This is a genomic window from Prosthecobacter sp., assembly GCF_044222565.1.
Lineage (GTDB): Bacteria > Verrucomicrobiota > Verrucomicrobiia > Verrucomicrobiales > Verrucomicrobiaceae > Prosthecobacter.
In genome coordinates, this window is the sequence record NZ_JBGANA010000002.1 from 555,278 (window position 1) to 579,138 (window position 23,861).

Below are 23,861 nucleotides of genomic sequence, written 5' to 3' on the forward strand. Positions count from 1 at the left end.
AGCATGAAAACCTCGCTCACCAACCTGCGCCGTCAGCGGCGCCAGTCACGCCATCAGGGTGCTTTCTCCCTGGTGGAGGTCACCATCGCCGTCGCCGTCGCCGCCCTGGGATTTGTCACGCTGCTCGGCCTCCTGCCGCAGAGCATCACCATGGCGCGCAATTCGGCGGAGATGTCCGTCGGCTCCCGCATCATTCACAAGCTCAACGGGGACATGCAGTCCATCGCCTGGGACCGCATCACGTGGACGGGGTACGGCCCGCTGCGCTACTTTACCAACGAAGGGCGGGAGCTCACCCCAGCGGACACCACGCCAGAGGACATGACGGCCTCGCTGGCCTTTGTGGCGTCCGTGTACGTGCCGCCGAAGCCGCTGGATGTGGTGCTGCCCGCCGGCACCACCGGCGGCTCCAATGCCGGCAATCCCGAAACGTACGTGCGCCGCGTGAAGATCTGCGTGGCCACTTCGAACGATCCCGCCTTCAGCTTCAGCAGCGCGAATCCCATGCGCATCACCTCGGCAGCCTCCTACATCGCCAAAATGGCCAACTGATCCGGCGCCAGCCGTGACCCACCCACAACACTTATGACTCATTCATGTGACAGACATCGCCGGCGGGGCTTCACCCTCGTCGAGGTGGCCCTTTCCATGGCCATCCTTTCCATCATCCTGCTGGTTTCCGTGCAGGTGCTCAATCAGACGCAGCGTGCCTGGAAACGCGGCGTCACCCGCGTGGAGCAGTTTCGCGAAGCCCGTACGGCCTTCGAGAGCATCACTGAAAATCTGCGGCAGGCGATCCTCAACACCTACCAGGCCTACCAGTACAACACCGGGGACACGCCCACGATTCCCACCTCGAAAACCCAGGCGCCGTCCAAGTACATCCGGCAGTCGGAGCTGCAGTTCATCACCGGACCTGTGGCCACGCTGCTGCCCGGACCGCAGGCGTCATCCCTCGTGACCCACGGCATGTTTTTCCAGGCCCGACTGGGGCTGAGCGACCGCACCGGGTACGAGGCGCTGAGCCGCCTGCTGTGCGGCCGGGGCTACTTCGTGATGTACAGCGGCAATGACGCCTTCCGCCCGAAGCACGTCACCGCCCAGAGCTCGCGCTTCAGGCTGTGGGAGTACCGCCCCACCGCCGAGGAGAACACCATCTACTCGGACAAGCCCGGCCAGTGGTTCATCAAGGCGCCTGCCAACGTGATCACCACGACCGAGACCATCGCCACTCCGGCGGACTCCCGGCCGATCGCCGAAAACGTCGTCGCGCTGATCATCTCGCCGCAGGTGACGACGGATGACGCGGCGCTGAAAAATACCACGCCATGGTGGATCGCGCCGAAGTACGCCTATGACTCCACCGCGCTGGTTTTCACCAGCAACGACAACCCGCAGGGGACCCAGCACATGCTGCCGCCGCGCGTGGAGGTGACCATGGTGGCCATCGACGAGGCCTCCGCCCGCAAGCTCGCGGAGAAATATCCGGACACCATGCCGCAGCTCATTCCCGACGGAGCCTTCACGCTCTGTGAGAACCGGCAGAAGGATCTCAAGGCGCTCGAGGCCAAAATGCGCTCCGAGCAGCTCAACTACCAGGTCTTTTCCAACACGATCAGCATGCGCAATTCCAAATGGGGTCTCCTTCGATGAAAACTATCTCCTCCTCCACGCCTTCCTTCGCACACGGCTCACGCCGGTGCCTGCCGCCATGCCGCGAACGCGCCGCGTTCAGCATGGTGGAGATGATCGTCGTCGTCGCGATCGTGAGCATGCTGTTTGCCGTGGCCGCGCCCTACACCTTCTCGGTGATTCAGGCCGCCAGCCTCTCCTCCTCCGGAGACACGCTCATGCAAAAGATCTCCCAGGCGCAGCAGAGGGCCACGTCTGAAAACCGCCCCATCGGCCTGGACTTCTTCTACTACAGCAAGGACGAGATCCAGGGCTGCCATGCGATCCAGCTCGTCTCCTATGATGCCGCTGCAAACATGGCCACGCCCATCGAGCCGCCTGTGTACTGGAGCGAGGGCCGCGTGGTGCTGCTGGAAGGCGTGCTGTCCCCGATGTTTTCCACCAATGTGCAGCCGATCTACACCGGGGCGGCCGCGCAGGAGCCGTTCAAAAAACTCGGCGCCACCTTCTACCGCGTCGTGTTTTATCCCGATGGCTCGACCAACCTGAGGATTCCTTTGCGCACCGCGTACCTCACCCTGGTCGCCACCAAAAACTACCAGAAGGATCTGGCCACCCCGCCGCCGAATTACTACACCGTGCAGATCGATCCCGTGACGGGCCGCGGCCACTCCTACCGCCCGTGAGGCCGGAGGTGAGTGAAGCGGTCTGCCCGGCTGCTCCGGGGTCACTGGAGGTTCGCCGCGGTAGCTGACCCTTGCTGCTTAGACCAACTCTCAAAAATCTTGTCACATTGCCCGGACGGCGGAGCTGCCCCATTGGCTGCGTTGGTCGCTTGCCTGTTATTGTCTGCGCGACCGCACTTCAGGATGCGGGCGCGACCTTCGCCCTCTAGGCCCGGACGAGGCTTTCGATTTGGGAGGCGGGGAAGGTGTGGCCGGAGAGGGTGAGGCGGAGGTGTTTGGAGGAGGTGCCGGGTGGTTCTTCGACGAGGCGGAGGATGCCTTCGCGCTCGCGGGCTTCGCCGCGGAGCTGCAGGCGGACGAGTTTGCCAAGGGGGATGCCCCAGCGTTTTTCGAAGGCGCGGCGTGCGTCCTCGGCTTCCTGCTTCCAGCGGGAGAAGCCGTCTGCGTCTGACTGCACGGGGAGCTCGGCGCTGCGGCGGCTGGCCTCGGCGGCTGCTTTTTCAGCGGCCATGGCGGCTTTCCAGGCGGCGTAGCCATCGGTGGCTGTGTCGGGACCGGCTTGAAAAAGGTCCAGCCCCGCAGTGACATCGGGCGGGGGCGTGCTGCGGGTCAGGGGTGCGCCCGCGACCGCCCAGGTGCGGGAGGTGAAAAGCGGGAGGGAGGGGTCGTCCATGGCCGGCCAATCAGGCAGGGAGGTACTCTTTTGCCAGTGCTTCATCGTCATTGAGTCAAAAAAATTCCGGTGAATCACTGAATGGCGGACTTTTTCTTGCGGGGGACGTAGAGAGCTAGCATTCATCGCTATTCATGATCAAAACTTGGGATGTCATCATCATTGGCGGAGGACCCGCGGGGTCCACGGCGGCAACCACCCTGCGAAAGGAGGGGCGTTCGGTCCTGGTGCTGGAGAAGGCGAAGTTTCCGCGCTTTCACATCGGCGAATCTTTGCTGCCCTACAATCGCGCCATCTTTGATGAAATGGGCGTGTGGCCGCGGATTCAGGCGGGTGGATTCATGACGAAGCGCGGTGCGCAGTTTTGGATGGGCAACGGCGCGATGCACACGCGCATGAATTTCTCCAAGGGATCGTTCACGGAGTTTCCGGATGCGATCCAGGTGGAGCGGGCGAAGTTTGACGACATCCTGCTGCGCTACGCGGAGGAGCTGGGCGCTGAAGTGCGGGAGGAGGCGGTGGTGAATGAATACAACGTGGGGAAAGACCACGTGACGGTGAAGTACCGTGACAAGGACGGGGCGGACCACGAAGTGCAGGCTGCGTTTTTGATGGATGCGAGCGGTCTGGGGAATTTCACCGCGAACCGTGAAAACCTGCGCGAATACTATCCGGGGCACAAGAAGCTGGCCATCTTCGGGCATTACAGCGGTGTGCAGATGCCGGAGGGCGAAGAGAAGGGGGACATCCTCGTGGTCCGCCGGGAGAATTCGTGGTTTTGGATGATTCCTCTGGCAGACGACAGGACGAGCGTGGGGCTGGTGCTGGACCAGGCCGACTTCAAGGCGCTCAAGCAGGAGCCGCAGCAGGCCTTTGATGATGCGGTGCTCAGCACCCGGACGGTGGGAGAGCGAATGATCAACGCCAAGGCCATCACCCAAGGGCACGTGCTGACGGACTTTTCGTACACCAACCGCAAGCTCGTCTCCAAGCGGCTGGTGCGTGTGGGAGATGCGTCCGGCTTCATTGACCCGGTTTTTTCGAGTGGTGTGATGCTGGCGATGATCAGCGGCCGCAACGGGGCGAAAGCAGTGCACGGAGCCATCGCGGCGGGCAGGGCCATGACCTTTGCCATGAAGCGCTATGAATGGACCACGCGCAGGCATGTGAGCCGCTTCTGGCAGTTCATTGAAGGGTTTTACACCAAGGCCTTCGCGCAGCTTTTCTTTCAGCCTACCAACAAGCACCGCATCCTGTGCGCCATCAACTGCGCGCTGGCAGGGCGCACGCAGATGACCTTCGGCACCTGGTGGCGGCTGAAGCTTTTCTTCATCTTCGTCTGGCTGCAAAAGCGGTACAAGATCGCGAAGCCGATCCGGATTCAGTGATGGGGGAGCGGGCCGTGGGCAGGTGGAGCGCTTTTACGGACCAGCTTTTACGGACCAGTTGCGGCGCAACTGGACAACTTAGCGCAGCTTGACGCGGAGCATGGGGGCGGAGCGGGTGCTGTTTTCCTTGGTGGCGAAGGCGTGGACGAGGCCGCTGTCCTGGGTCTCGGCGGTCTCGCGGCAGATGATGAGGGTGGCGATCTGATTGGTGTCTGACTTGAGGAAATCAGCGAGGTCTTTGCCGCGCAGCTTGCGGGTGCCGCGGTTGATGCCCTGGGCGATTTCAAATCTGCCGAGGAGTTTGACTTTGGCGGCGGCGGGCAGGTGGCGCTCGGGCTGCGCGGGATCGTGCGCGGGGGCGTGCTGCCAGCTGAGGCCGGCCTCCTCCCAGGCGTCTTCGGATTCATCCGTGACGCCATAGACGGCGAAGGTGCTGTCCGGGACGAAGCTGGCGAAGCCGAGTTCGCTGGGCTCGATGGTGAGCACGAGCTCCGCTTCTTCGATCTGGCGACCGCTGAACTTGCTGAGGTCAAAGGCGATGTAGCCTTTGCGATTGAGGTCAGGCTTGCTGTCACGGCTGTGCTTCACGCGGAAGAAGGGATGCGAGCCGAAGCCGTTCGGGGTTTTCTCGGAGGACTGGATGTAGGTGTCCCTGCCATGGCCGAAGGCGGTGGTGATGGCCTGCCAGCCGTCTCCGGTGTCCATGACGACGGCGGTCTGCCCGAGGCTGGGCTCGGCGTCATCGAGATCGGTGGCGGGATGCATCTGGCTGTGGGACCAGCCGCGGTCCACGCGCTGGCCTTTTTCGAGCTTCTTGGTGGCAGCGCCGGATTTGTCGTCCACTTCCACGAGGCCTTCGAGCACCTGCACGAGGTACTTGCCGTCTTCTCCGGCGCTGAGGCCGAACTTGGTGCCCCAGTCGATGACTTTGGCGTCCTTGGTATCGATGCTGAAACCTTTGGCCTGCGGGGGGACTTCGGCGACGAGGGTGCCACGGCGGAGCTTGCAGTTCATGCCATCGAGCACTTCCACGGTGGCGGGGGCTTCGAGCACGAGCTCGGCACCGCTGTCAAAGCGGAGCACGGCGAGGCCTTCGGTGAGATCGAGCATGCCGGGCTTCAGGCGGGCGCCTTCCACGGTGGGCAGGCTGCTGGCGGCCCACTGGCACTGCTGAGCGCGGACGAGGGTGGCCACGGTGCCATCGCGGCTGTTTTGCAGCCAGACGAAGGCAAAGGTGACACAGGCGGCGGCGGCTGCGGTGATGCCATGCCGCCACCATGAGGGGCGGCTGGTTGATTTGACTTCCGTCGTCGCTGCCGTGGGCTGCGAGTGCCAGGAGTCGTCAAAGGTCAGCTCGGCGCGCTGGTAGAGCGCCTTGGCAAAAAAGGCGCGTGCCTCCGGACTGGCGCGCAGCTCGGCTTCGAGAGAGGCGGTTTCCTCCGCGCTGAGTTTTTCATCGGCGTAGCGTTCGGAGAGTTCCAGGAGACGAAATTGATCGGCAGGCTTCATGGCTGGCCTCCTTCGAGCTGGAGTTCTTTTTCGACGCAGGTCATGAGGCTCATGCGGATGCGGCTGAGGGCGCGATAGACCGCGCCGGCAGTGCTGCGGATGCGCTCTGCGACGCCGTCGATCTCCATGTCCTCATAGTAGCGCAGGGTCACGAGCTGCTTGTGTGCGGCGGGGAGTTTGGAAACGCAGGCGCGGAGGGCATCGCCACGGCGGTCGGTGGTGTCGCTGAGCTTGGAGACTTCGTCGTGGAGGAGTTCGAGCATTTCATCGCTCAGCGGCGTGGCCTCGCGCTTCTTCTGGCGGCGGTGGGTGAGGACCTGATGGAAGGCGGTCTTGCGTGCCCAGGCGAGGAAATTGGTGCCGGTCTCAAACTGGTCAAAGCAGCGCCAGAGGATCATCTTGGTCTGCTGCAGGATGTCGTCCGCATCATGCGGGGCGGGCACCATGCTGTGGACGTAAACGCCGAGCGCACGGTCGTGGCTGGTGAGCAGTTCGAGGAATTCCTGGGTTCTGTCTGGGGCGGCGGACATGGCGGTATCTCCTTGAGGCTGCTGGGGCGGGGAGTTGGACAGGGAATTTTGGGGAGGGCAGGGTGAGCCGGAGTTGACGGTGGCTGAAGGCTTGCTGCGCAAGCGTTGACGGTGGTTGACGGTTGTTTTTCCAGATTCGCGTAGCGGAGGGTTGAGCCAACAATAGTCAACGCCCGCGGAGCGGGCCTTCAGCTACCGTCAACCATCGTCAACTTCCGGCGAGTCTGTTCAATGAGCTTCGATGGTGGGGTCCAGCTTTTTGAGGGCGGTCCAGAGGGCGGGGTCTTCGGGGTGGCCGTTGAAGAGGACTTTGCCTTCGGGGCTGAGGAGGACCATGCGGGGGATGCTTTCGAGGTCGAAGGCCTTGGTGTAGGGGCGGTCCTGGGGCTCGACGAGCCAGGGGATGGTGGTGTTGAGTTCGACGCGGATTTTTTCGGCCTTGGCCTCGGCGGTGGCGTCTGGAGTTGAGTCGTCCTTGTTCACGGCGGCGACGACGATGCCGTGGGCGGAGAGCAGCTTGGCCTTTTCCTGAAGCCTGGGCATGAGCTTCATGCAGGGGCCGCACCAGGAGGCCCAGAAGTCGAGCAGGAGGGCTTTTTTGGTGCCGAGCTGGTCGCTGAGGGTGGTGGCTTCTCCGGCGGAGTTTGTGAGGGGGATGTTCAGATCGGCGGTGAGGGCGGCCATCTTGGATTCGCGGCGGACCTGCTCGATGGACTGGAGGAAGACGGAGGCCTGCTGGGGATTGAGCCAGATGGCCTCGAGGATGTTGGATTTAAAGCCTTCGTCATCTTTTGCGCCGGCGGCTTTCATGGCCTTGATGTAGGCGATGAAGGACTTGGCGGTGTCCACGTTTGGCAAGGCGGCGGCGAGGGCGGGGTCAAAGCTGGTGGCGAGGATTTCCACCTCGGGGAGGATTTTGACGAGGAAGGGAATCTCCTGATGGCGGAGGCCCCAGATGAGCTTTGCCTCGATGATCTGCTGGCGTGGCACGCCGGCTTTGTTGGCGTCTTTGGCGAGAGCGAGGAGCTCCTCCTGGGTGGTGTTTTGAGTGAAGAGCTTTTGCAGCAGGGCCTTGCCATCGGCGGCGGCCTGCTCAGCGGCGCCCTGGGCCGGGGCCTGGGCGTGGAGAGAGAGGTGGCCCAGGCAGAGGAACGAGGCGCAGAGGAAAAATTTCATGATGGGCAAAGCGTCCCGATTTTTGTGACCAATGTCGAGCGGAAAGTGACCTTCGGCCGGGTCCAGTGAAAGATGGCTGCGAGGTGGGCCGACTCCTGTGCTTCGCACAATCTCACACATGAAACCAACACAGATCCTGACCTTACTCCTCGCTGCGGCCACGTTCGCCGGTGCTGCTGACAACACCCCACCGCCGGGCTTCACGGCCCTCTTCAACGGGAAGGATCTTTCCGGCTGGTACGGCTGGGGCACGCAGGACCCCACGGACCTGTGGAAGATGAGCCCGGAGGAGCAGGCCGCCTACAAGAAGAAGTCCATCGACGGCGGTCTGGTGGACGCGAAGGGCAATGACAAGGGCGACCACGTGAATGCGCACTGGAAGGTGGAGAACGGCGAGCTGGTGAATGACGGCAAAGGCTTGTACCTGACCACGGACAAGGACTACGGCGACTTTGAGCTGATGGTGGACTACAAGATGCTGCCGCTGGGAGACAGCGGCATCTACCTGCGCGGCATCCCGCAGGTGCAGATCTGGGACTTCACGGAAGAGGCGAAGTTCAAGCTGGGCGCGGACAAGGGCTCCGGCGCGCTCTGGAACAATAAGAACGAGGAGGGCAAGTTCCCGACCAAGCGGATGGACAAGCCCTTTGGCGAATGGAACACCTTCCTGATCCGCATGATCGGCGAGCGTGTGACGGTGACCTTCAATGGTGAAGTGGTGGTGAAGAACGCGGTGCTGGAAAACTTCTTTGCGAACCGCAAGGCGGGCTACCTGGCCTACGGCAAAAAGGACGCCAAGGCGACGGACAAGCCTGCTGAAAAAGCACCGAACGGCTGGTTCCCCGATCCTGCCTTTGCGAAAGGCCCGATCCAGCTGCAGACGCATGGCAGCGAGATCCGCTGGAAGAATGTGTACATCCGCGAAATCCCCGCTGAAGAGGCCAACAAGGAGCTGGAAGGCAACTGGGCCGAAGAGGGCTTCAAGGAGTATGTGAACGGCAAGGACCTCAGCAACTGGCAGGGTGCGGTGGAAAGCTACGAAGTGGTGGACGGCGCGATCACCTGCAAGCCGGGCAAAGGCGGCGACCTGCTCATCAAGGACGAATTTGAAAACGGCACGATCCGCGTGGAGTTCAAGCTGCCGCCTGCCGGGAACAACGGCATCGCGCTGCGCACGCCGCTGGGCGGGCACTCCGCTTCTGACGGGCTGGAGCTGCAGGTGATCGACAGCGACGGCTACAACGCCAAGCAGGCGGCTGCCGGCAAGAAGGGCCTGGAGCCTTATCAGTATCATGGCTCTCTGTACCATTGCGTGGGCGCCAAGCACGGGTACCTGCGTCCGGTGGGCGAGTGGAACTTTGAGGAAATCCAGGTCGATGGCCAGAAGATCAAGGTCATCCTGAACGGCACGAAGATTCTCGATGTGGATATCGATCAGCTGGACCGCAGCCAGATCCCGCATCCGCCGAAAGGTCTGGACCACACGAAGGGCTTCATCGGTTTTGCCGGGCACAGTGATCCGGTGGTGTTCCGGAATTTCAAGGTGAAGGCGAAATAAGGGGCGAGACGAGCGTTTGATTTAACACACCCGCCGGGCCGAGAGGTCTGGCGGGTTTTTTGTGGGGGTGGGGGAAGGGGGGGCGAAGGATGTGTCTGGGGGGGCAGCCGCGTCTCCCGCGCACCTTTGGCGCGCGACGATTGGGGACGCGGTGGGTGTGTTTGGACCCAGGGTTTGTCGCTGCGCGACTGCACCCTGGGCTGACTCCTGCGGCCCTTCAGGCCGGGGATGGGCAAAAAAACGAAGGATGTGTCTGGGGGTACAGCCGCGTCTCCCGCGCACCTTTGGTGCGCGACGATTGCGGAGACGGTGGGTGTGTATGGACCCAGGGTTTGTCGCTGCGCGACAGCACCCTGGGCTGACTCCTGCGGCCCTTCAGGCCGGGGGATAGGCAAAAAAACGAAGGATGTGTCTGGGGGGACAGCCGCGTCTCCCGCGCACCTTTGGTGCGCGACGATTGCGGACATGGTGGGTGTGTATGGACCCAGGGTTTGTCGCTGCGCGACTGCACCCTGGGCTGACTCCTGCGGCCCTTCAGGCCGGGGATAGGCAAAAAACCGAAGGATGTGTCTGGGGGGGGCAGGCGCGTCTCCCGCGCACCTTTGGTGCGCGACGATCGCGGACATGGTGGGTGTGTATGGACCCAGGGTTTGTCGCTGCGCGACTGCACCCTGGGCTGACTCCTGCGGCCCTTCAGGCCGGGGAGGATCTTTTGAGGAAGCAAACGCCGCAAATTCAAACCTGCAACTCCGCCAACACTGTGAGAGTTCTTCATCCGAACAGACTGCGGACAGCATCGTCGGCCCAAGGGGCCGCAGGAGTCAGCCCAGGGCGCTGCGAGGAACGAGCAAGCCCTGGGTTGCGGATATGACTCGCGTATTGTTTCATCAAGGTGGCGCTCCAACGGAGCGCGGGAACACTTTCATCCTCGTCTGCATGCCTCAATCACTTGCCAAGATTTATGTTCATCTCATTTTCTCGACGAAGGAACGCGAGAAGGTGATACCGAGGCATCTGTATCCTGAAATGCATGCCTACATGGGTGGCGTTTTGCGTGATCTCGGCTGCACGGCGGTGGAGATCAACACGGAGCCGGATCATGCGCATGTGTTGTTTCTGCTGTCACGCACAGAGCCATTGAGTGACATCGTGCGGCAGGTGAAAACGGGATCGACGGAATGGTTGCAACGTCAGATGCCGATCCTGCGGAATTTTCATTGGCAAAATGGCTACGGGGCGTTTTCGGTCAGCCAGTCGAACTTGGAGGATGTGAAGGAGTATGTCCGCAATCAGCAAAAGCATCATCAAGGCATGAGTTTTCAGGAGGAGTTCCGGCGCTTTCTGGCGAAGTACGAGGTCGAATTCGATGAGAGGTATGTTTGGGATTGAATCGGCATCTCCCGCGCACCGTTGGTGCGCGACGATATTGGAAACGGTGGGTGATTGCGTGAACCCAGGGCGGCGATGGCTTCGCCATCTTGCCCTGGGCTGACTCCTGCGGCCCTTCAGGCCGGGGAGCATCTTTTGAGGAAGGGCTGACTCCTGCGGCCCTTCAGGCCGGGGAGCATCTTTTGAGGCAGGGGGGGCGCGGAGAGGGGGAGGGGATTGTGAGGGGTTTTGTGTAGGGAGGGGGATGGGGCGGGGGTTAGGAGGAGGAAACGAATATTGTAGAAATCTGTGAGCAAGTTGTTGCCTCTAAAATGCGACTTGCTAAAGTGCGCGGCTTTACCCGCCACGGACCAACCACCCGACCTACCTAGAACAGACTCATGCCTCCTTCTTTTTTGCTGCAAAACGGAATCACCCTCTCGATCGCTCTTGCCATTGTGGGACTGGTGTTTGCTTTCATCCTGATCCGCAAGGTGGTGGGAGCGGATGCGGGGAATGAGAAGATGGCTCAAATTGCGGGCGCGATCCAGCAGGGGGCGAAGGCCTACCTGAACCGGCAGATCATGGCGGTGAGCCTGATCGCGGTGGTGATGCTGGCGGCGGTGTGGTGGCTGCGCGGCGGCCTCACAGCGGCGGGATTTGTGGTGGGCGCGGTGTGCTCGATGGCGGCGGGTTATATCGGGATGATGATCGCGGTGCGGGCGAATGTGCGCACGGCGCAGGCGGCCTCTGTGGGCGCGCACCCGGCGCTGAAGGTGGCCTTTAACGGCGGTGCGGTGACGGGGCTGCTGGTGGTGGCGCTGGGACTGCTGTCCGTGGGTGTGTTTTATCTGGTGGTGCTGAAGTATGCGGAACACGCGAAGCATGCGATCGATTCTCTGGTGGGGCTGGCGCTGGGCAGCTCGCTGATCAGTGTGTTTGCGCGTCTGGGCGGCGGTATTTATACGAAGGCGGCGGACGTGGGCGCGGACCTGGTGGGCAAGAACGAGCAGAACCTGAACGAGGATGATCCGCGGAATCCGGCGACGATCGCGGACAACGTGGGTGACAATGTGGGCGACTGCGCGGGGATGGCGGCGGACGTTTTCGAAACGTATGCGGTGAGCCTGATCGGCGGCGTGCTGGTGGGCCACCTGACGGTGGGCGACGGCCCGGCGGTGATCTACCCGTTTGTGCTGTGCGGTCTGGCGATCATTGCGTCGCTGATCGGGATCGGCTGGGTGAATTTTGTGAAGCAGGAGGCGACGACGTCCCTGGTGTGCGGGGTGGCGGTGTCCGGCGCGGTGGCGGCGGGGCTGTTCTGGTGGTGCACGGCGGCGATGTTCCCTGAGGGGCTGAAGCTGACGAGCGGCCTGAGCGTGACGAGCACGAACCTCTTTTACTGCGCGGTGGTGGGTCTGGTGATGACGCTGCTGGTGGTGTGGATCACGAACTACTACACGAGCACGCACCACGCGCCGGTGCGGAAGATTGCGAAGGCTTCGGAAACGGGGCACGCGACGAACATCATCGCGGGGATCAGCATCGGGAACCAGGCGACGCTGCTGCCGGTGCTGGCGATCGCGGCCTCGATCTGGTGCTGCTATGATCTGGCGGGGCTGTATGGCATCGCGATCGCGGTGGTGTCCATGCTTTCGCTTTCGGGCATTGTGATTTCTTTGGATGCGTTTGGGCCGATCACGGACAACGCGGGCGGCATCGCGGTGATGTCCGGTCTGCCGGAGAGCGTGCGCAAGATCACGGACGAGCTGGATGCCGTGGGCAACACGATGAAGGCGGTGACGAAGGGCTATGCGATCGCGAGCGCGGGACTGGCGGCGATGGTGCTGTTTGGCTCGTATGTGGAAGACCTGCAGTCGTTTGTGGGTGCGAAGGTGAGCTTTGACCTGATGGACCCGAAGGTGGTGATCGGCATGTTCATCGGCGGGCTGCTGCCATTCCTGTTTACGTCTTTCTGCATGAGCGCTGTGGGCAATGCGGCGGGTGCGGTGGTGCTGGAAGTGCGCCGGCAGATCACGGCTAAGCCGGGGATTTTGAATGGAACGGAAACGCCGGACTATGCGCAGTGCGTGGACATCGTGACGAAGGCTGCGCTGGGGCAGATGATCGTGCCGGCGCTGCTGCCGCTGATCTTTGTGGTGGGGGTGTCCTACCTGGGCATGCAGGCGCTGGGCGGGGTGCTGATCGGCACGATCGTGACGGGCCTGTTTGTGGGCATTTCGATGACGAGCGCGGGCGGTGCGTGGGACAATGCGAAGAAGTTCATCGAAGAAGGCAGCCACGGCGGCAAGGGCAGCTTTGCGCACCAGGCGGCTGTGACGGGCGATACCGTGGGCGATCCGTATAAGGACACGGCGGGCCCGGCGGTGAACCCGATGATCAAGGTGGTGAACATTCTGGCGATTTTGATCATCCCGATCGTGTTCAAGGCGGCGGTGAAGTGAGCTGCTGAGTGAGCTGAGAGTTTTTTTGGAAGAGGCCCCCGGGTGACCGGGGGCCTTTTTGCGTGTGGGGAGAGGGGGGGGTTATGATTTATGATTTATGATTTATGATTTTTGAAGAGGGGGCGAGGATTGGTGGTGGGATGGCGAGGGATGATGCTGGAGGAAGGGTGTGAGTGGGAAGTGGCTGATGGTTTTCTTCAGAGGAGGCAGAGGGTGTGAGGAGAGCGGGGTGGTGTGGGTTTGCAGAGGTGGGGGGGGCATCGGGGTGCGGCGAGTCCGGGGAGGGTGAGGGTAGGCGGGGGGATTATGAGGTGACGAGGAGTGGGAGGGATTGAGGGTGAATGAGCATTTGATTCTGTGGGTGGGGGGAAGCACTATAAGGGGGTAATTGATTCAGCACGTGACTGCTCAAACGCAAAGCAACAACAACCTGGGGATCGCCATCACCGGCACGGTGGTGGTGCACGCGCTGCTGCTGGTGCTGCTGGTGTGGATGTCCATGGTGGATGCTGCGCGCAGGCTGTGGGACGAGACGCACAGGCCGCCGCCGCCAGAGAAGGAGGTGACGCTGCTGTTTCCAGACCAGATCATGCCGCCGCCACCGCCGAAGCCGCTGCCACCCCCGCCGCCGAAGCGGGAGGTGTACATCCGCACCTCGCAGAATCAGGCGGTGGAAAACGCGCCGAAGGATCCGAAGTTCATTGCGGACCGGAACACGAATGCGGCGACGGTGAAGGCGCCGTCTCCAGACGCGACGGAGCCGCTGCCGACGACGGACGGGCTGAAGATTCCCACGATGGAGCTGGCGGACCGGGATTACAGGAATGGCGAACTGAAGGATGATGCACGGCCGAAGACGCCGCCGAAGGACCTGGCGATGATGCAGCCGCAGCCGCCAGTGCCGCCCACCCCACCCTCAATGCTGCCGCCGGTGAAGAACGCGCCGCCGCCGACCCCGGTGGTGCCGCCGCAGCAGAATGTGGCGAAGGCCGTGGCTGAGTCCACGCCGCTGACGAAGATGATGGAGGAGGCGGACAAGGAGCTGGCCAAGGTGGACAAGAACCGGCTGCCGCTGGAGGTGAAGAAGCCGGAGAAGGTGAAGGATGAAGCGGAAGCGCCGCCGAAGACTCTGCCGAAGGAGCCGACGCCGGACAACGCGACGCCGAAACCGGAGATGGCCGTGGCCACGCCTCCGGAGGCAAAGCCGGAGCAGCCCGTGCCGAAGGCGCTGCCGGTGATGGAGGACGAACCGATCACCAAAACGACGCGGAACCAGGACCCGAATGCGTTCACGCCGTTCACGCGGACGACGCAGACGAAGGGAACGATCGCCAACCGTGGCACGGAGGCCTCTGTGGATGCGGAGGAGACGCCGAAGGGGCGCTACATCCGGCAGGTGACGGGCCAGGTGGAAAAGAAATGGCACATCTACCGCACGCTGCGCGGTGACGGGGTGACGTATGGAAGCCTGAAGATCGTCTTTTACGTGAACAAAAAGGGCAAGGTGGAAAGCCTGCGTGTGGTGAACGACAAGGAGTCCAATCCGGTGCTCACGGCGATCACGCTGCAGGCGATCAAGGACGCGGAGATCCCGCCGATGCCGAAAGAAGTGATCCCGTCTCTCCCGATGAACGACCAGGAGCGCCTGAAAGTGGAATACGATGTCCTCATTTACTGACCTGACCGCCAGTGGGGGCTTCCTGACGGGGCTCAGTCTGCCGGGCGCATTAACTGCGCCGGGAACGGAGCGGCGCGTGAGGCGGGTGTCCTTTTACGCCAGCAGGAAGTGCCGGGTGACGGACCTGCGGAGCGAGAATGCGGCGCGCTCTCCCTCTTTGCCCGCGGCATTTGCCTTGCAGGCTGCCGTGGATGCTGAAATACCACGGGTGCCTGCTGCCGTGCTCCCCTTTGCGCCCAAAGAATTGACCCGCAGCTCCTAAAATTTGACTATGATGCCATCGTTTACCGACCTCCTCGCCTCCGCCGCCGTTTCGCCCCTGCTAGCTGAAGCAGCGGCTGCTGCTCCCGCCGCTGCCACCAAGACGGCGCCTTCCGCCGGCCAGCTGCTGTATAACTTTCTTTCCACGGGCGGGTTTACGATGGGGCTGATCGTCATCTGCTCGATGGCGGCGATCGGCGCGGCGATCATGGCGTGGCTGAACCTGCGGGCGCATGTGATCATGCCGAACGCGGTGATCAGCCAGCTGAGGTCCATCCCGAACTACGCGCTGCGGGGAGACATCCGGCCGCTGCAGGATTTTTTAAACACGGACGGCTCGATGCTCTCGCGCCTGGGGAGCATGGCGATCAGCGGTGCGTTCACGAGCAAGCAGGAGTGCCATGACGCGTGCGCGATCAAGGCGCGGGAGGAGATCCACCGGCTGGAGAGCGGGATCCCGCTGCTGGAGGTGATGATCTCGGTGGCGCCGCTGCTGGGGCTGCTGGGGACGACGGTGGGCCTGGTGGGGATGTTCTCGGAGTTTGGCGTGGGTGAAGGCGGGCCGGACACGGCGAAGGTGGCCATGGAGATCGGCGTGGCGCTGCGGTGTACGATCGCGGGTTTGTTTGTGGCGGTGCCGTCGGTGCTGGCGCACACGTATTTTACGCGCCGGCTGGATGCGCTGGCGGTGCGGGTGGAGTCGATCATGCAGGAGACGATCCAGCATTTCTACCAGCACTTTGAGGTGCAGCGCCCGGCGGCGTGAGTGTGTGTGAAGCGACGACGAGAGATCCCTCACCCCACTGCACGCCATGGCCATGAATCTACGCCCGAAACGCCGCCCGGTACCGATGATCCCCATCGTGTCGCTGATCGACATCATGGTGATTTTGCTGATCTTCTTTGTGGCGACGACGACGTTTAAAAAGGACAAGACGCAGATGAAGATCAAGCTGCCTGAGTCGAAGTCCCTGGGCGGCTCGGCGTCGGCGGCGGACACGCGCGTGGCGATCAGCATCGACGAGAAGCAGAACATCTTTCTGGATGGGAAGCCGGTGGAGCTGGAGAAGATGGCGGCGGCGATCGGTGCGCTGAAGCAGAAGGACCCCGGTGTGAAGCTGGAGCTGCAGGCGGACACGACGGCGGCGCTGGGGGTGCTGGTGAAGGTGTATGATGCGCTAAGGGAGGCGGGGTACAACATCAGCGACATGCCGACGAGGATTCAGCGGGCGGCGCCGTGAGGTGCGGGCTGGGGGCTGGATGCTGAGGCGGGTGGCGGGAGGCGGGAGGCGTTGGGTGGCGGGAGTTTTGGGAATGGGGGAGCATGGTTGGGTGGCAGGCAACTCTGGGACGAGGGATTCCAGGGACGCGCGCAGCGCATCCCTACCAGTCCTGGGTGTGCGCTGCGTCTGTGGTTTAGAGCATTTTAGACCAACTCTCAAAAATCTTGTCACATTGCCCGGGCGGCGGAGCGGCCCCATTGGATGCGTTGGTCGCTTGCCTGTTATTTTCAAATAGCAGACGGCGCTCCCGCCTTGCCACTGGGGCCGCTGTGCTCGCCGGTTCAATATGACAATCTTTTCGAGAACTGGTCTAGAATCAAAGCGGCCTGACCCCAGGCGAAAAAATTGCCCGGTCGTGAGTTCCGGCGTTTCGACTGGTTTCCCAGGCGGGGTGCTCGGTTGCCAGTGTCGGAGCCACGGCATCGAGTGCTTTCAATCGATGGATCTGATTTTCCAGTGAGCAAAGCCGCGCGTGTTTGACACGCCCGCGTCAGATACGACGACGGCGCAAAAGGAAGCCGGCTGCGCCAGCGAACAAAAGCAAGACACGCGAAGGCTCTGGAGCCGCTGCCAAGTTCCCGGACAATGAAAACATGGCGTTAGCGGTGTTAGCGGTGGCATCAGCCCATGAAGCTGCGTCGGTGCTGTATTTCAACTTTGTGGCGGCCACTTCCGAGAAGGTGCTGCCACCGTCCATAGTGTTGCTGGCCGTGGTGTTCCAGAGCACGGGAAAAGGCAGGTCCGGCGCTGTTCCGTTCTTTAGCACCATCCAGTAAGTCGTGTTAGCTGCGAGGTTGATACCGGCTGCGGTCGCGGAGTAATTGCTGTATGTGCCTGCTCCAGGACCGCCCGGATCAGCGTTGATGGTGATGTCTGAAAAACTTCCGACCAGGGTGCCAGGAGTGCCCCCGCTGTTGGTGTAAATCATAGGCGTCAGCACATGTGCGACGGCATCCCAATTGGAGAGTGGAAATGTCGCGCTGGTGATGGTGACCGCCGAAGCTCCAGTGAGGAAGTCCGAAGCATTGTAGTCAGGGATGTTGCCAAACTGAGCCCAGCCTATGCCGTCCGAAGCCTGCCCCAGATTACTGAAATAAGTGGTGGCGGCGGAAGATGCGCCACAGATGGCCAGCCAGGAGCCCAGAAAGATGGTTTTGAGCACAGAAGAATTCATGGCGTGATGTTTTTTAGATGATGCAAGCCAATGCATGCCTTTGAGAGGACACCAATTACACGGGATTTTTGGACTGAATTTCCAATGAAATCAAACTTTTTCTTACCATGTCTAGTAAGGCTCTTTCTGTTAATTCATCCAACTTGGCGCTGATGGCTCCGTCATTCGTTTGGATAAACATCCAGAGCAGGGACATGATTTATCCGCGTAAACCAAACAGGGACAAAATGTGACGTTCGAAAAAACGGACCAAGTTCAAAACTAGGCAGAGGCCCCATTCGGGGTCAGATGGGGAGCCGGAGCTGTTTTTGGAGGGGATCGACGAGGGTGGAGAGGCCGATGCCGATGAGGCGGAGGGGGCCGGTGACGAGGCGGTGGCGGGCGAGGAGGAAGCAGGCGAGGCGGTAGATGTCCTGCTCTGTGGTGACGGGCTCCTCGACGCGGATCTGGCGGGTGAGGGTGGTGAAGTCGCTGTAGCGGACTTTGACCTGGACGGTGAGGGCGCCGAGGCCGTGCTTGGCGAGGGTTTGGGAAACATCGAGGGCCATTTCCTTGAGGGCGGCGCGGAGGATGGGGCGGGAGTCGGTGTCGTTGAGGAAGGTGTTTTCGGCGCTGATGCTTTTGCGCTCGTCGCTGGTATCGACGGGGCGGTCGTCATTGCCGAAGGCGCGCTCGCGCAGGCGGGTGGCGAAGGAGCCGGCGACGGCTTCGAGGGATTGGGCGCTGGGGGCGTCCTGGAGATCGCCGATGGTCATGAGGCCGAGGGCCTGGAGCCCCTGGGCGGTGACGGGGCCGACGCCGTGGATGGCACCGACGGGGAGGGGACGGAGGAAGGCGATCTTGGCGCTGTCTTTAATGGCGGTGAGGCCGTCGGGCTTTTCGAAGTCGCTGGCGAGCTTGGCGAGGAATTTGTTGGAGCTGATGCCGACGCTGGCGGTGAGCTGGATCTCGTGGCGGATGCGGCGCTTGATTTCGGCGGCCATGGGGCGGGCGGCTTCGATGGCGGAGTCGGCATCGGCGCAGGCTTCGAAGTGGGAGCTGACATCGAGGTAGGCCTCGTCCACGGAGACGCGCTCGATGAGCGGGGTGAACTCGTGCAGGATGGCCATGATGCGGGCGGATTCCGCACGATAAACGTCCATGCGCGGGCGGACGAAGATGCCCTCGGGACAGAGCCTGCCGGCGGTGCGGGAGGGCATGGCGGAGCGGACTTTGAACTTGCGGGCCTCATAACTGGCGGCGCAGACGACGCCGCGCTGGTCCGGGGGCGAGCCGACGATGAGGGGCCGGCCACGGTAGGCGGGGTTGTCCCGCTGCTCCACGGAGGCGAAGAAGGCATCCATGTCCATGTGCATGATGACGCGGGGCATGGCTGTGGGTACTACTTACGACCGGAAAAGCTGCCGAGGTGCGGTCTTGGCGCGAGGGATGATCGTCCGCCGATGGGGAGAGGCGGGGGTTCGAGGGGGGGATCGGTCCTAGATGGGCACGATGGAGGATGGAGTGGCGGGCACTCGCGGGAAACGGATGGGCGATGAGCCGAGATCGCGCGTCGGACTGAAAACTGAAAATTGAAGGCTCGGAATTTCAGCGGGCGCGGAGGGGTTTAGCGGCTCTTGGTTTTGAGAGTGGTGTATTTGACGTAGGGCTCGAATTTGTAGTGGGTGGGCATGATGATGCCGCGCTTGCCGAGGATGGTGTATTCGCTGTCGGCGGCTTCGCGGCCGGGGTGGCCGGTCCAGGCCCACTGCCAGCCTTCATTGGCGATGAAGAGGCCGCCGCGCTCGTGGCCATCGCGGATGATGCCGGTGGTCTTGAGGCGCTCCGGGGCGACGTAGTAGATGCCTTTGGAGGAGCGGGCCTCGGGCTGGTAGATGCCGGCGGGGAGGGTGAACTTGCCGTCGGGGTAGGTGCAGTCCACGGCCTGGGAGACGCGGATGGACGGCGTGCCGGGAGCGGCGCGTTCGAGATCGCGGGGCTGGGTGGCGCAGGAGATGAGGAGAGAGGAAAGCAGGAGGCTGGAGAGGAGGTGTTTCATGGGAGAGTTTCGAGAGGGAGTGGGAAGAAGAGGTGCGCTGTGTGGAAAGCTAGTGGGGGTTTGCTTGGCTGGCAATCGCGTGGAGCAAAGGTTTTTGGGAAGTTTTGGGGTGTGGGATAGGGGCTGGGGTGGAATGGGAAGTGGGTGAGGATGATGATGTGAGCGCTGGGACGGAGCGGGCTTCCTCGTGCATTGAAGCTACGGATGTCATGAAAGCACAAACGGCGCTTGATTGAGACTTGCGGCATGGGCTGACGTGGCCTGAATACGTGCCAGAGGTAACGCATGCGCGGGATGCAGCTGCGGCGTAGCGGAGTGGCGAGGGAGACGCTGCTGGAGAGAGCGGTGCGTGAAGAAGGCGCCGGGTTTGCTTTCCTGAGGGATGCGGTGTGCACCAGGGCAGCCTCGCCGAGGCTCGGCAACCCTTCGCCATGATACGGAAGACCTTTGGTCTTCAAGAGGAGGACGCCAGTCTGATATGCAAGTGTCAACAACAGCGAGAGTCGGCAAGGGCCAGACGTGAATGGTGGGCGGAGATGGGGGCGTCTTTGCTGATGGGGAATGGCGGTGGAGATGGATGTTATGGCGTGGTATTTTGTGATGTGAGGGTGGGAAGGGTGGAAAAAGGGCTTGTTGTTTGAGATTGGGGCCCAAGGCTGAGGCCATGAAGGATGCGGATTTTCATCTGGCGGCGCTTTCGCCGCTGGTTCATTTTGAGACGTGCACGAAGGTGCAGAATGCGACGACGAAGAGGCTGGAGACGCCGAAGGCGAATGTGCTGCAGCGCAGGATGGCGGAGGCGGTGGAGGTGCTGACGGCGATGGGGGTGGAGGCGATACGCATCATCGTGACGAAGGTGCGGCAGTGCGGGGGGACGACTTTCAGCGTGGAGGTGATCTACCATCTGTGCCAGCAGCGGAACACGGATGCGCTGATTTTGGCGAACATCACGGCGAACAGCCAGGGCATCCTGGACAGGTTGAGGACGTTCAGCGCGCATGACCGCTTTCCCTGGGGAAATGCGCTGGAGCCGAGGGAGACGCGGATGCGGTGGGCGAACGGGAGCACGGCGACGATCACGAGCGCGGAGTCGATGAACCCGGGGATCTCGAAGCCGCGGCAGGCGGTGCTGTTTAGCGAGAGCGCGAAGTATCCGCGCGGGGGTGTGAAGGATGACAAAAAGATCATGGCTTCGATTTTGCCGTCGCTGAATGATGCGGGGATAGCGATCGCGGAGAGCACGCCGGACGGGGCGAGCGGGTGGCACTATGAGACGTGGCAGGGGGCGCTGGTGCTGGAGGATTTTGTGGCAGGGCTGAGAGCGGGCGAGGCGTCTCCGGGGAACGGGTGGGTGAAGGTGTTTGCGGCGTGGTTTGAGTTTGAGGAGAATGTGAAGCCGGTGACGGAGGCGATGCGGGCGAAGATCGATGCGACGCTGACGGCGCGTGAGGCGAACGGGCGGCGGAGGTATGACTGGACGCATGAGCAGATCGCGTGGCGGCGGGCGATCATGGCGCAGGAGTGCTCGGGGGCTGAGGATGTGTTTGATGAGTTTTATCCTGAGGATGATGTGAGCTGCTTTCTTTCCTCTGGGAGGCCGCGGTTTAATGTGGCGGTGGTGCGGAAGATGGAGCGTGCGGCGCTGCTGCATGCGCCGGAGGTGGGATCTCTGGTGGCGGTGGGGGATGCGGTGGAGTTTCAGCGGGATGGGACGGGCTTTGGCAGCTTCCAAATTTGGGAGCGGCCGCAGGTGGGGTGCAGCTACATCGTGTGGTGTGATCCGATGACGGGGGAGGATCAGGCGGAGAGCGGGGACCCGGACCGGCATTCGATCGGGGTGCTGCGCACGGAGTACCTGCAGTCTGGCGGGGTGCACTACAAGGATGCGGTGGTGGCGCGGGTGCGACCGCCGTTTACAGGGACGACGCAGCTGACGGCGGACTGCATCGCGCTGCTGTCTGAGTACTACGGGGGCGCGCTGGTGGTGCTGGAGGTGAACATGGGCCTGCATGTGCTGGAGCGGCTGAAGGATGCGGGGGTGCCGCTGTACAAGCGGCAGGTGGTGGATCCGTATGACCGTGAGAAGCAGAACTTCATGCTGGGGTGGAAGCTGAAGGACCGGGATCAGCGGCGGGATGTGATCGACAGTCTGGCGCTGGCGTTTCACAATGAGACGCTGGAGGTGTGGTGCCCGCACATCCTGGGGGAGTGCAAGACGTTCGTGATCGACAAGAACGGAAAGGAGACGGCACGCGCCGGCTGCCATGATGATGATGTGATGGGGCTGGCGATGGCGCAGCGCTGCAAGGGAAGTGCGACGCTGTACAAGCCGCAGGTGAGGCGGAGGAGGAGGCCGGGGGACTACAGGAGGGTGTAGGACGGCGGAAGTTTAAAGTTGGTTGGAGTACCCGTGGGGAGTTTGCGGTGGATGGCGATGGTTTGCTGTGGTTTGCTGTGGTTTGCTGTGGTTTGGCCGGAGTTTCCGGAGGCCGGACGGGCTGAAGCCCGAACTACGTACGTGCGCTGGGTGGGGACGGGGCTGGATGCTGGATGCTGGATGCTGGATGCTGGATGCTGGATGCTGGATGCTGGATGCTGGATGCTGGATGCTGGATGCTGGATGCTGGATGCTGGATGCTGGATGCTGGATGCTGGATGCTGGATGCTGTGGTATTTTATGGTATTAGGGAAGATGTGAGGAGAGGGAGGTGGGTTTTTGAGAGGGGAGAGGGGATGGGGAGAAGAGAGAGGGAGAGGTTTTCGCGGAGTTTTCCGTGGGGGTGGAGGGGGAGGACGTCGAAGGGGATGAGGGTGCGGGGGGAGTGAGGGGATGGGTGCCAGATGAGGTTTTGGAAATGGGCGTCGAAGAGGGCGAGGTTGTCGGCTGGGCGGTAGAAGGTGCTGGGGCTGTGGTGGGTGGGGTGGAAGCCGCGGGCGGCGAGAGCTTGGCGGATGAGGGTGTGCTGCTGATGGCGGATGCGGGACTGCTGGGACGGAGGGGCGGCGTCGATGATGTCGCCGGGGGTGGGGCCGGGGTAGTGGGGCTGGCTGGTGAGGATTTGGGGGCGGCAGTGTGAGTCGGTGATGATGGCGTGGAGGACGAAGTCGTCGCCGAGGTGGGTGTTGGCGGCGAGGAGGCGCGTGAGGTAGCGGAGCGGGGTGGTGTGGCGGGTGTGGAGGTCCCAGCCGGCGCCGTTTTTGTGTGCCGAGGGCCATAGGCCGAAGTGGCCAGCGTGGGTGAGCTTGAGGATGCGGTGGCCGGAGTGGTGGGGCCAGACGTGGTGCTCCATGAAGCTGTCTTCGAGGTGGGAGGGCGGTTGGCAGGCTGCGGGGAACTGGTCGTGGGGGATGTGGAGATGGTTTTCTTTGGCCCAGTGGATGAGGTGGAGTTCTTGCTGGTGAGAGGATGAGGTGGTTGCGAATGTGGTGGTAAGCGCGTGATGGGCGAGGTGGAGGTGGGTGCGTGGGTCGTGAGTGGGAGTGCTGCGGTGGATGGCGTGGTGGATGGCGCGAAGGGTGCGGTCTTGGGTTGAGGATTGTGCGCGGTTTCTGGGGATGCTCGCGAGCTGGAGACGTGGCTCGGAGTGAGTGCGGGACGCGGAGGTGGGGCAGGCTGGACGAGAGTGGTGAGTGGAGGGCATGGCAAGTGCGTGGCCGCTGGGCGGCGGTGGCACCTTCCGAGTTCTTCACTGCGTCGGGCTGGTGAGGGAGGCTTGGGGCGTGGGCGGGGAATGCAAGGGGGGAATGATGAAGGATGAGGAGCCGAGCGAAGCGAGACAGACGAACGAAGTGAGCCGGAGGGTGAGCGCAGCGAATCAATGACGAATGACGAATGGAGGGGGAGCTTCGAACCCTTGCTGTCATAACGGGGCGCTGTGATCGAGGACGAGTTCGAGTAGGAGGACGAGGACGAATGCCGGGATGAGGAGCTTTTGTTTTTTCGAGGGATGAGGGACGGGAAGGATGGAGAGGGCGAGTGGAATGATATAAAATACCATGATTGGGTATGAAAGTGGTTGCGCTTGAGGGGGGCGGCCCAAGGGGTGTGGCATGGCTAACTTTATGAACACACCTGATGGTCCGGCTGATGAGGAAGAGGAACAGGAGATGGAGGCGCCTCGGCCGCGGATTGACACGAGGCCGAAGAATAATCTGTATGCGCCGGGGACTGGGCCGGGCACGGGGAGGACGGCGATCCGGGTGGGGACGATGAATAGGGATGGGACGCGTTCGCCGTTGTCGCCGCTGGGTGCTGCGACGGGACCGCTGACGCAGAGACTGCCGGGTTTGACACCGGGGGCGACGGGGCCGGTGACGAGGGCGGAGTTGCAGGCGAAGAATGGGGCCGCGAATGGCGGTGCGAATGCCAATGCGAGTGTCAATCAGGGTGGTGGTGGTGAGACGGCGCGGATTGATACGAGGCCGAAGAATAATCTGTATGC

The 23,861-nt window shown here is 62.3% G+C and carries 21 protein-coding genes and 1 pseudogene; 13 read left to right on the forward strand and 9 right to left on the reverse strand.

The features are described 5' to 3' along the window. The first annotated feature begins 3 nt into the window (after positions 1-3). From vccB to vccD, 3 genes are read left to right on the forward strand one after another with little or no spacing between them, the layout of a single operon-like run. Positions 4-552: a Verru_Chthon cassette protein B gene (gene vccB, locus ACILSR_RS04370; protein ID WP_395748503.1), complete on the forward strand. Its 549-nt coding sequence runs from the start codon at positions 4-6 to the stop codon at positions 550-552. 33 nt (positions 553-585) lie between these two features. Next, the gene (vccC, locus tag ACILSR_RS04375; protein ID WP_395748504.1) at positions 586-1,653 is read left to right on the forward strand and encodes a Verru_Chthon cassette protein C; all 1,068 of its coding nucleotides are present in this window, start codon (positions 586-588) and stop codon (positions 1,651-1,653) included. Beyond that, complete coding sequence (vccD, locus tag ACILSR_RS04380; RefSeq protein ID WP_395748505.1) at positions 1,650-2,318, forward strand: Verru_Chthon cassette protein D; 669 nt, start codon at positions 1,650-1,652, stop codon at positions 2,316-2,318. The genes vccC and vccD overlap by 4 nt, the downstream gene beginning before the upstream one ends. Positions 2,319-2,523: 205 nt before the next feature. On the opposite strand, the gene ACILSR_RS04385 is transcribed toward vccD, so the two are convergent. Further along, positions 2,524-2,991 (reverse strand): hypothetical protein, encoded by a 468-nt coding sequence (locus ACILSR_RS04385; RefSeq protein ID WP_395748506.1) that lies wholly within the window; start codon positions 2,989-2,991, stop codon positions 2,524-2,526. Between the two features lie 134 nt (positions 2,992-3,125). Between ACILSR_RS04385 and ACILSR_RS04390 the strand changes: the two genes are divergently transcribed. Next, complete coding sequence (locus ACILSR_RS04390; RefSeq protein ID WP_395748507.1) at positions 3,126-4,379, forward strand: NAD(P)/FAD-dependent oxidoreductase; 1,254 nt, start codon at positions 3,126-3,128, stop codon at positions 4,377-4,379. Positions 4,380-4,457: 78 nt separating this feature from the next. Here the strand turns inward: ACILSR_RS04390 and ACILSR_RS04395 are convergent, their stop codons facing one another. From ACILSR_RS04395 to ACILSR_RS04405, 3 genes are all read right to left on the reverse strand, one after another. Next, the gene (locus tag ACILSR_RS04395) at positions 4,458-5,888 is read right to left on the reverse strand and encodes a DNRLRE domain-containing protein (protein WP_395748508.1); all 1,431 of its coding nucleotides are present in this window, start codon (positions 5,886-5,888) and stop codon (positions 4,458-4,460) included. Continuing rightward, on the reverse strand, positions 5,885-6,418 hold the full coding sequence (locus tag ACILSR_RS04400) for a sigma-70 family RNA polymerase sigma factor (RefSeq protein ID WP_395748509.1): 534 nt from the start codon (positions 6,416-6,418) through the stop codon (positions 5,885-5,887). Before ACILSR_RS04400 ends, ACILSR_RS04395 begins: the two co-directional genes overlap by 4 nt. A gap of 228 nt (positions 6,419-6,646) precedes the next feature. Continuing rightward, entirely contained in the window at positions 6,647-7,594 is a 948-nt protein-coding gene (locus tag ACILSR_RS04405; RefSeq protein ID WP_395748510.1) for a TlpA family protein disulfide reductase, read from the reverse strand. A gap of 118 nt (positions 7,595-7,712) precedes the next feature. On the opposite strand from ACILSR_RS04405, the gene ACILSR_RS04410 reads away from it, so the two are divergent. The 7 genes from ACILSR_RS04410 to ACILSR_RS04440 all read left to right on the forward strand — a co-directional run bounded on the left by ACILSR_RS04410 (position 7,713) and on the right by ACILSR_RS04440 (position 16,165). Beyond that, a complete protein-coding gene (locus tag ACILSR_RS04410; RefSeq protein ID WP_395748511.1) occupies positions 7,713-9,152 on the forward strand; it encodes a DUF1080 domain-containing protein in 1,440 nt (479 codons plus the stop codon). A 936-nt stretch (positions 9,153-10,088) separates the two neighbouring features. Further along, entirely contained in the window at positions 10,089-10,541 is a 453-nt protein-coding gene (gene tnpA, locus ACILSR_RS04415) for an IS200/IS605 family transposase (RefSeq protein ID WP_395748512.1), read from the forward strand. 380 nt (positions 10,542-10,921) lie between these two features. Beyond that, positions 10,922-12,985 carry a sodium-translocating pyrophosphatase gene (locus ACILSR_RS04420; RefSeq protein WP_395748513.1) on the forward strand — a complete coding sequence of 688 codons (2,064 nt, stop codon included), beginning with the start codon at positions 10,922-10,924 and terminating at the stop codon, positions 12,983-12,985. Positions 12,986-13,385: 400 nt separating this feature from the next. Further along, entirely contained in the window at positions 13,386-14,663 is a 1,278-nt protein-coding gene (locus tag ACILSR_RS04425; RefSeq protein ID WP_395748514.1) for a hypothetical protein, read from the forward strand. Next, the gene (locus tag ACILSR_RS04430; protein WP_395748515.1) at positions 14,647-14,925 is read left to right on the forward strand and encodes a hypothetical protein; all 279 of its coding nucleotides are present in this window, start codon (positions 14,647-14,649) and stop codon (positions 14,923-14,925) included. The genes ACILSR_RS04425 and ACILSR_RS04430 overlap by 17 nt, the downstream gene beginning before the upstream one ends. A gap of 9 nt (positions 14,926-14,934) precedes the next feature. Further along, entirely contained in the window at positions 14,935-15,690 is a 756-nt protein-coding gene (locus ACILSR_RS04435) for a MotA/TolQ/ExbB proton channel family protein (RefSeq protein WP_395748516.1), read from the forward strand. 52 nt (positions 15,691-15,742) lie between these two features. After that, positions 15,743-16,165 carry an ExbD/TolR family protein gene (locus ACILSR_RS04440; protein ID WP_395748517.1) on the forward strand — a complete coding sequence of 141 codons (423 nt, stop codon included), beginning with the start codon at positions 15,743-15,745 and terminating at the stop codon, positions 16,163-16,165. A gap of 532 nt (positions 16,166-16,697) precedes the next feature. Here the strand turns inward: ACILSR_RS04440 and ACILSR_RS04445 are convergent. The 3 genes from ACILSR_RS04445 to ACILSR_RS04455 form a co-directional block, all read right to left on the reverse strand. Next, a complete protein-coding gene (locus tag ACILSR_RS04445) occupies positions 16,698-17,417 on the reverse strand; it encodes a choice-of-anchor R domain-containing protein (protein WP_395748518.1) in 720 nt (239 codons plus the stop codon). A gap of 248 nt (positions 17,418-17,665) precedes the next feature. Further along, positions 17,666-18,751: a DNA polymerase IV gene (dinB, locus tag ACILSR_RS04450; protein ID WP_395748519.1), complete on the reverse strand. Its 1,086-nt coding sequence runs from the start codon at positions 18,749-18,751 to the stop codon at positions 17,666-17,668. Positions 18,752-18,987: 236 nt separating this feature from the next. Beyond that, positions 18,988-19,419 carry a hypothetical protein gene (locus tag ACILSR_RS04455; RefSeq protein ID WP_395748520.1) on the reverse strand — a complete coding sequence of 144 codons (432 nt, stop codon included), beginning with the start codon at positions 19,417-19,419 and terminating at the stop codon, positions 18,988-18,990. Positions 19,420-20,083: 664 nt separating this feature from the next. Between ACILSR_RS04455 and ACILSR_RS04460 the strand changes: the two genes are divergently transcribed. After that, positions 20,084-21,796 carry a hypothetical protein gene (locus ACILSR_RS04460; RefSeq protein ID WP_395748521.1) on the forward strand — a complete coding sequence of 571 codons (1,713 nt, stop codon included), beginning with the start codon at positions 20,084-20,086 and terminating at the stop codon, positions 21,794-21,796. A gap of 298 nt (positions 21,797-22,094) precedes the next feature. On the opposite strand, the gene ACILSR_RS04465 is transcribed toward ACILSR_RS04460, so the two are convergent. Both ACILSR_RS04465 and ACILSR_RS04470 read right to left on the reverse strand, forming a co-directional pair. Beyond that, positions 22,095-23,060 carry a hypothetical protein gene (locus ACILSR_RS04465; RefSeq protein WP_395748522.1) on the reverse strand — a complete coding sequence of 322 codons (966 nt, stop codon included), beginning with the start codon at positions 23,058-23,060 and terminating at the stop codon, positions 22,095-22,097. A gap of 219 nt (positions 23,061-23,279) precedes the next feature. Continuing rightward, complete coding sequence (locus ACILSR_RS04470) at positions 23,280-23,417, reverse strand: hypothetical protein (protein ID WP_395748523.1); 138 nt, start codon at positions 23,415-23,417, stop codon at positions 23,280-23,282. Positions 23,418-23,481: 64 nt separating this feature from the next. Here ACILSR_RS04470 and ACILSR_RS04475 point away from each other — a divergent pair. After that, positions 23,482-23,861: pseudogene (locus ACILSR_RS04475) on the forward strand (hypothetical protein); the annotation flags it as partial.

Bases quoted from the DNA above. Each gene is read 5' to 3' on its own strand.
- vccB (WP_395748503.1), top strand. From the start codon at position 4: ATGAAAACCTCGCTCACCAACCTGCGCCGTCAGCGGCGCCAGTCACGC.
- vccC (WP_395748504.1), top strand. From the start codon at position 586: ATGACTCATTCATGTGACAGACATCGCCGGCGGGGCTTCACCCTCGTC.
- vccD (WP_395748505.1), top strand. From the start codon at position 1,650: ATGAAAACTATCTCCTCCTCCACGCCTTCCTTCGCACACGGCTCACGC.
- ACILSR_RS04385 (WP_395748506.1), bottom strand. From the start codon at position 2,991: ATGGACGACCCCTCCCTCCCGCTTTTCACCTCCCGCACCTGGGCGGTC.
- ACILSR_RS04390 (WP_395748507.1), top strand. From the start codon at position 3,126: ATGATCAAAACTTGGGATGTCATCATCATTGGCGGAGGACCCGCGGGG.
- ACILSR_RS04395 (WP_395748508.1), bottom strand. From the start codon at position 5,888: ATGAAGCCTGCCGATCAATTTCGTCTCCTGGAACTCTCCGAACGCTAC.
- ACILSR_RS04400 (WP_395748509.1), bottom strand. From the start codon at position 6,418: ATGTCCGCCGCCCCAGACAGAACCCAGGAATTCCTCGAACTGCTCACC.
- ACILSR_RS04405 (WP_395748510.1), bottom strand. From the start codon at position 7,594: ATGAAATTTTTCCTCTGCGCCTCGTTCCTCTGCCTGGGCCACCTCTCT.
- ACILSR_RS04410 (WP_395748511.1), top strand. From the start codon at position 7,713: ATGAAACCAACACAGATCCTGACCTTACTCCTCGCTGCGGCCACGTTC.
- tnpA (WP_395748512.1), top strand. From the start codon at position 10,089: ATGCCTCAATCACTTGCCAAGATTTATGTTCATCTCATTTTCTCGACG.
- ACILSR_RS04420 (WP_395748513.1), top strand. From the start codon at position 10,922: ATGCCTCCTTCTTTTTTGCTGCAAAACGGAATCACCCTCTCGATCGCT.
- ACILSR_RS04430 (WP_395748515.1), top strand. From the start codon at position 14,647: ATGTCCTCATTTACTGACCTGACCGCCAGTGGGGGCTTCCTGACGGGG.
- ACILSR_RS04435 (WP_395748516.1), top strand. From the start codon at position 14,935: ATGATGCCATCGTTTACCGACCTCCTCGCCTCCGCCGCCGTTTCGCCC.
- ACILSR_RS04440 (WP_395748517.1), top strand. From the start codon at position 15,743: ATGAATCTACGCCCGAAACGCCGCCCGGTACCGATGATCCCCATCGTG.
- ACILSR_RS04445 (WP_395748518.1), bottom strand. From the start codon at position 17,417: ATGCATTGGCTTGCATCATCTAAAAAACATCACGCCATGAATTCTTCT.
- dinB (WP_395748519.1), bottom strand. From the start codon at position 18,751: ATGCCCCGCGTCATCATGCACATGGACATGGATGCCTTCTTCGCCTCC.
- ACILSR_RS04455 (WP_395748520.1), bottom strand. From the start codon at position 19,419: ATGAAACACCTCCTCTCCAGCCTCCTGCTTTCCTCTCTCCTCATCTCC.
- ACILSR_RS04460 (WP_395748521.1), top strand. From the start codon at position 20,084: ATGAAGGATGCGGATTTTCATCTGGCGGCGCTTTCGCCGCTGGTTCAT.
- ACILSR_RS04465 (WP_395748522.1), bottom strand. From the start codon at position 23,060: ATGCCCTCCACTCACCACTCTCGTCCAGCCTGCCCCACCTCCGCGTCC.
- ACILSR_RS04470 (WP_395748523.1), bottom strand. From the start codon at position 23,417: ATGGTATTTTATATCATTCCACTCGCCCTCTCCATCCTTCCCGTCCCT.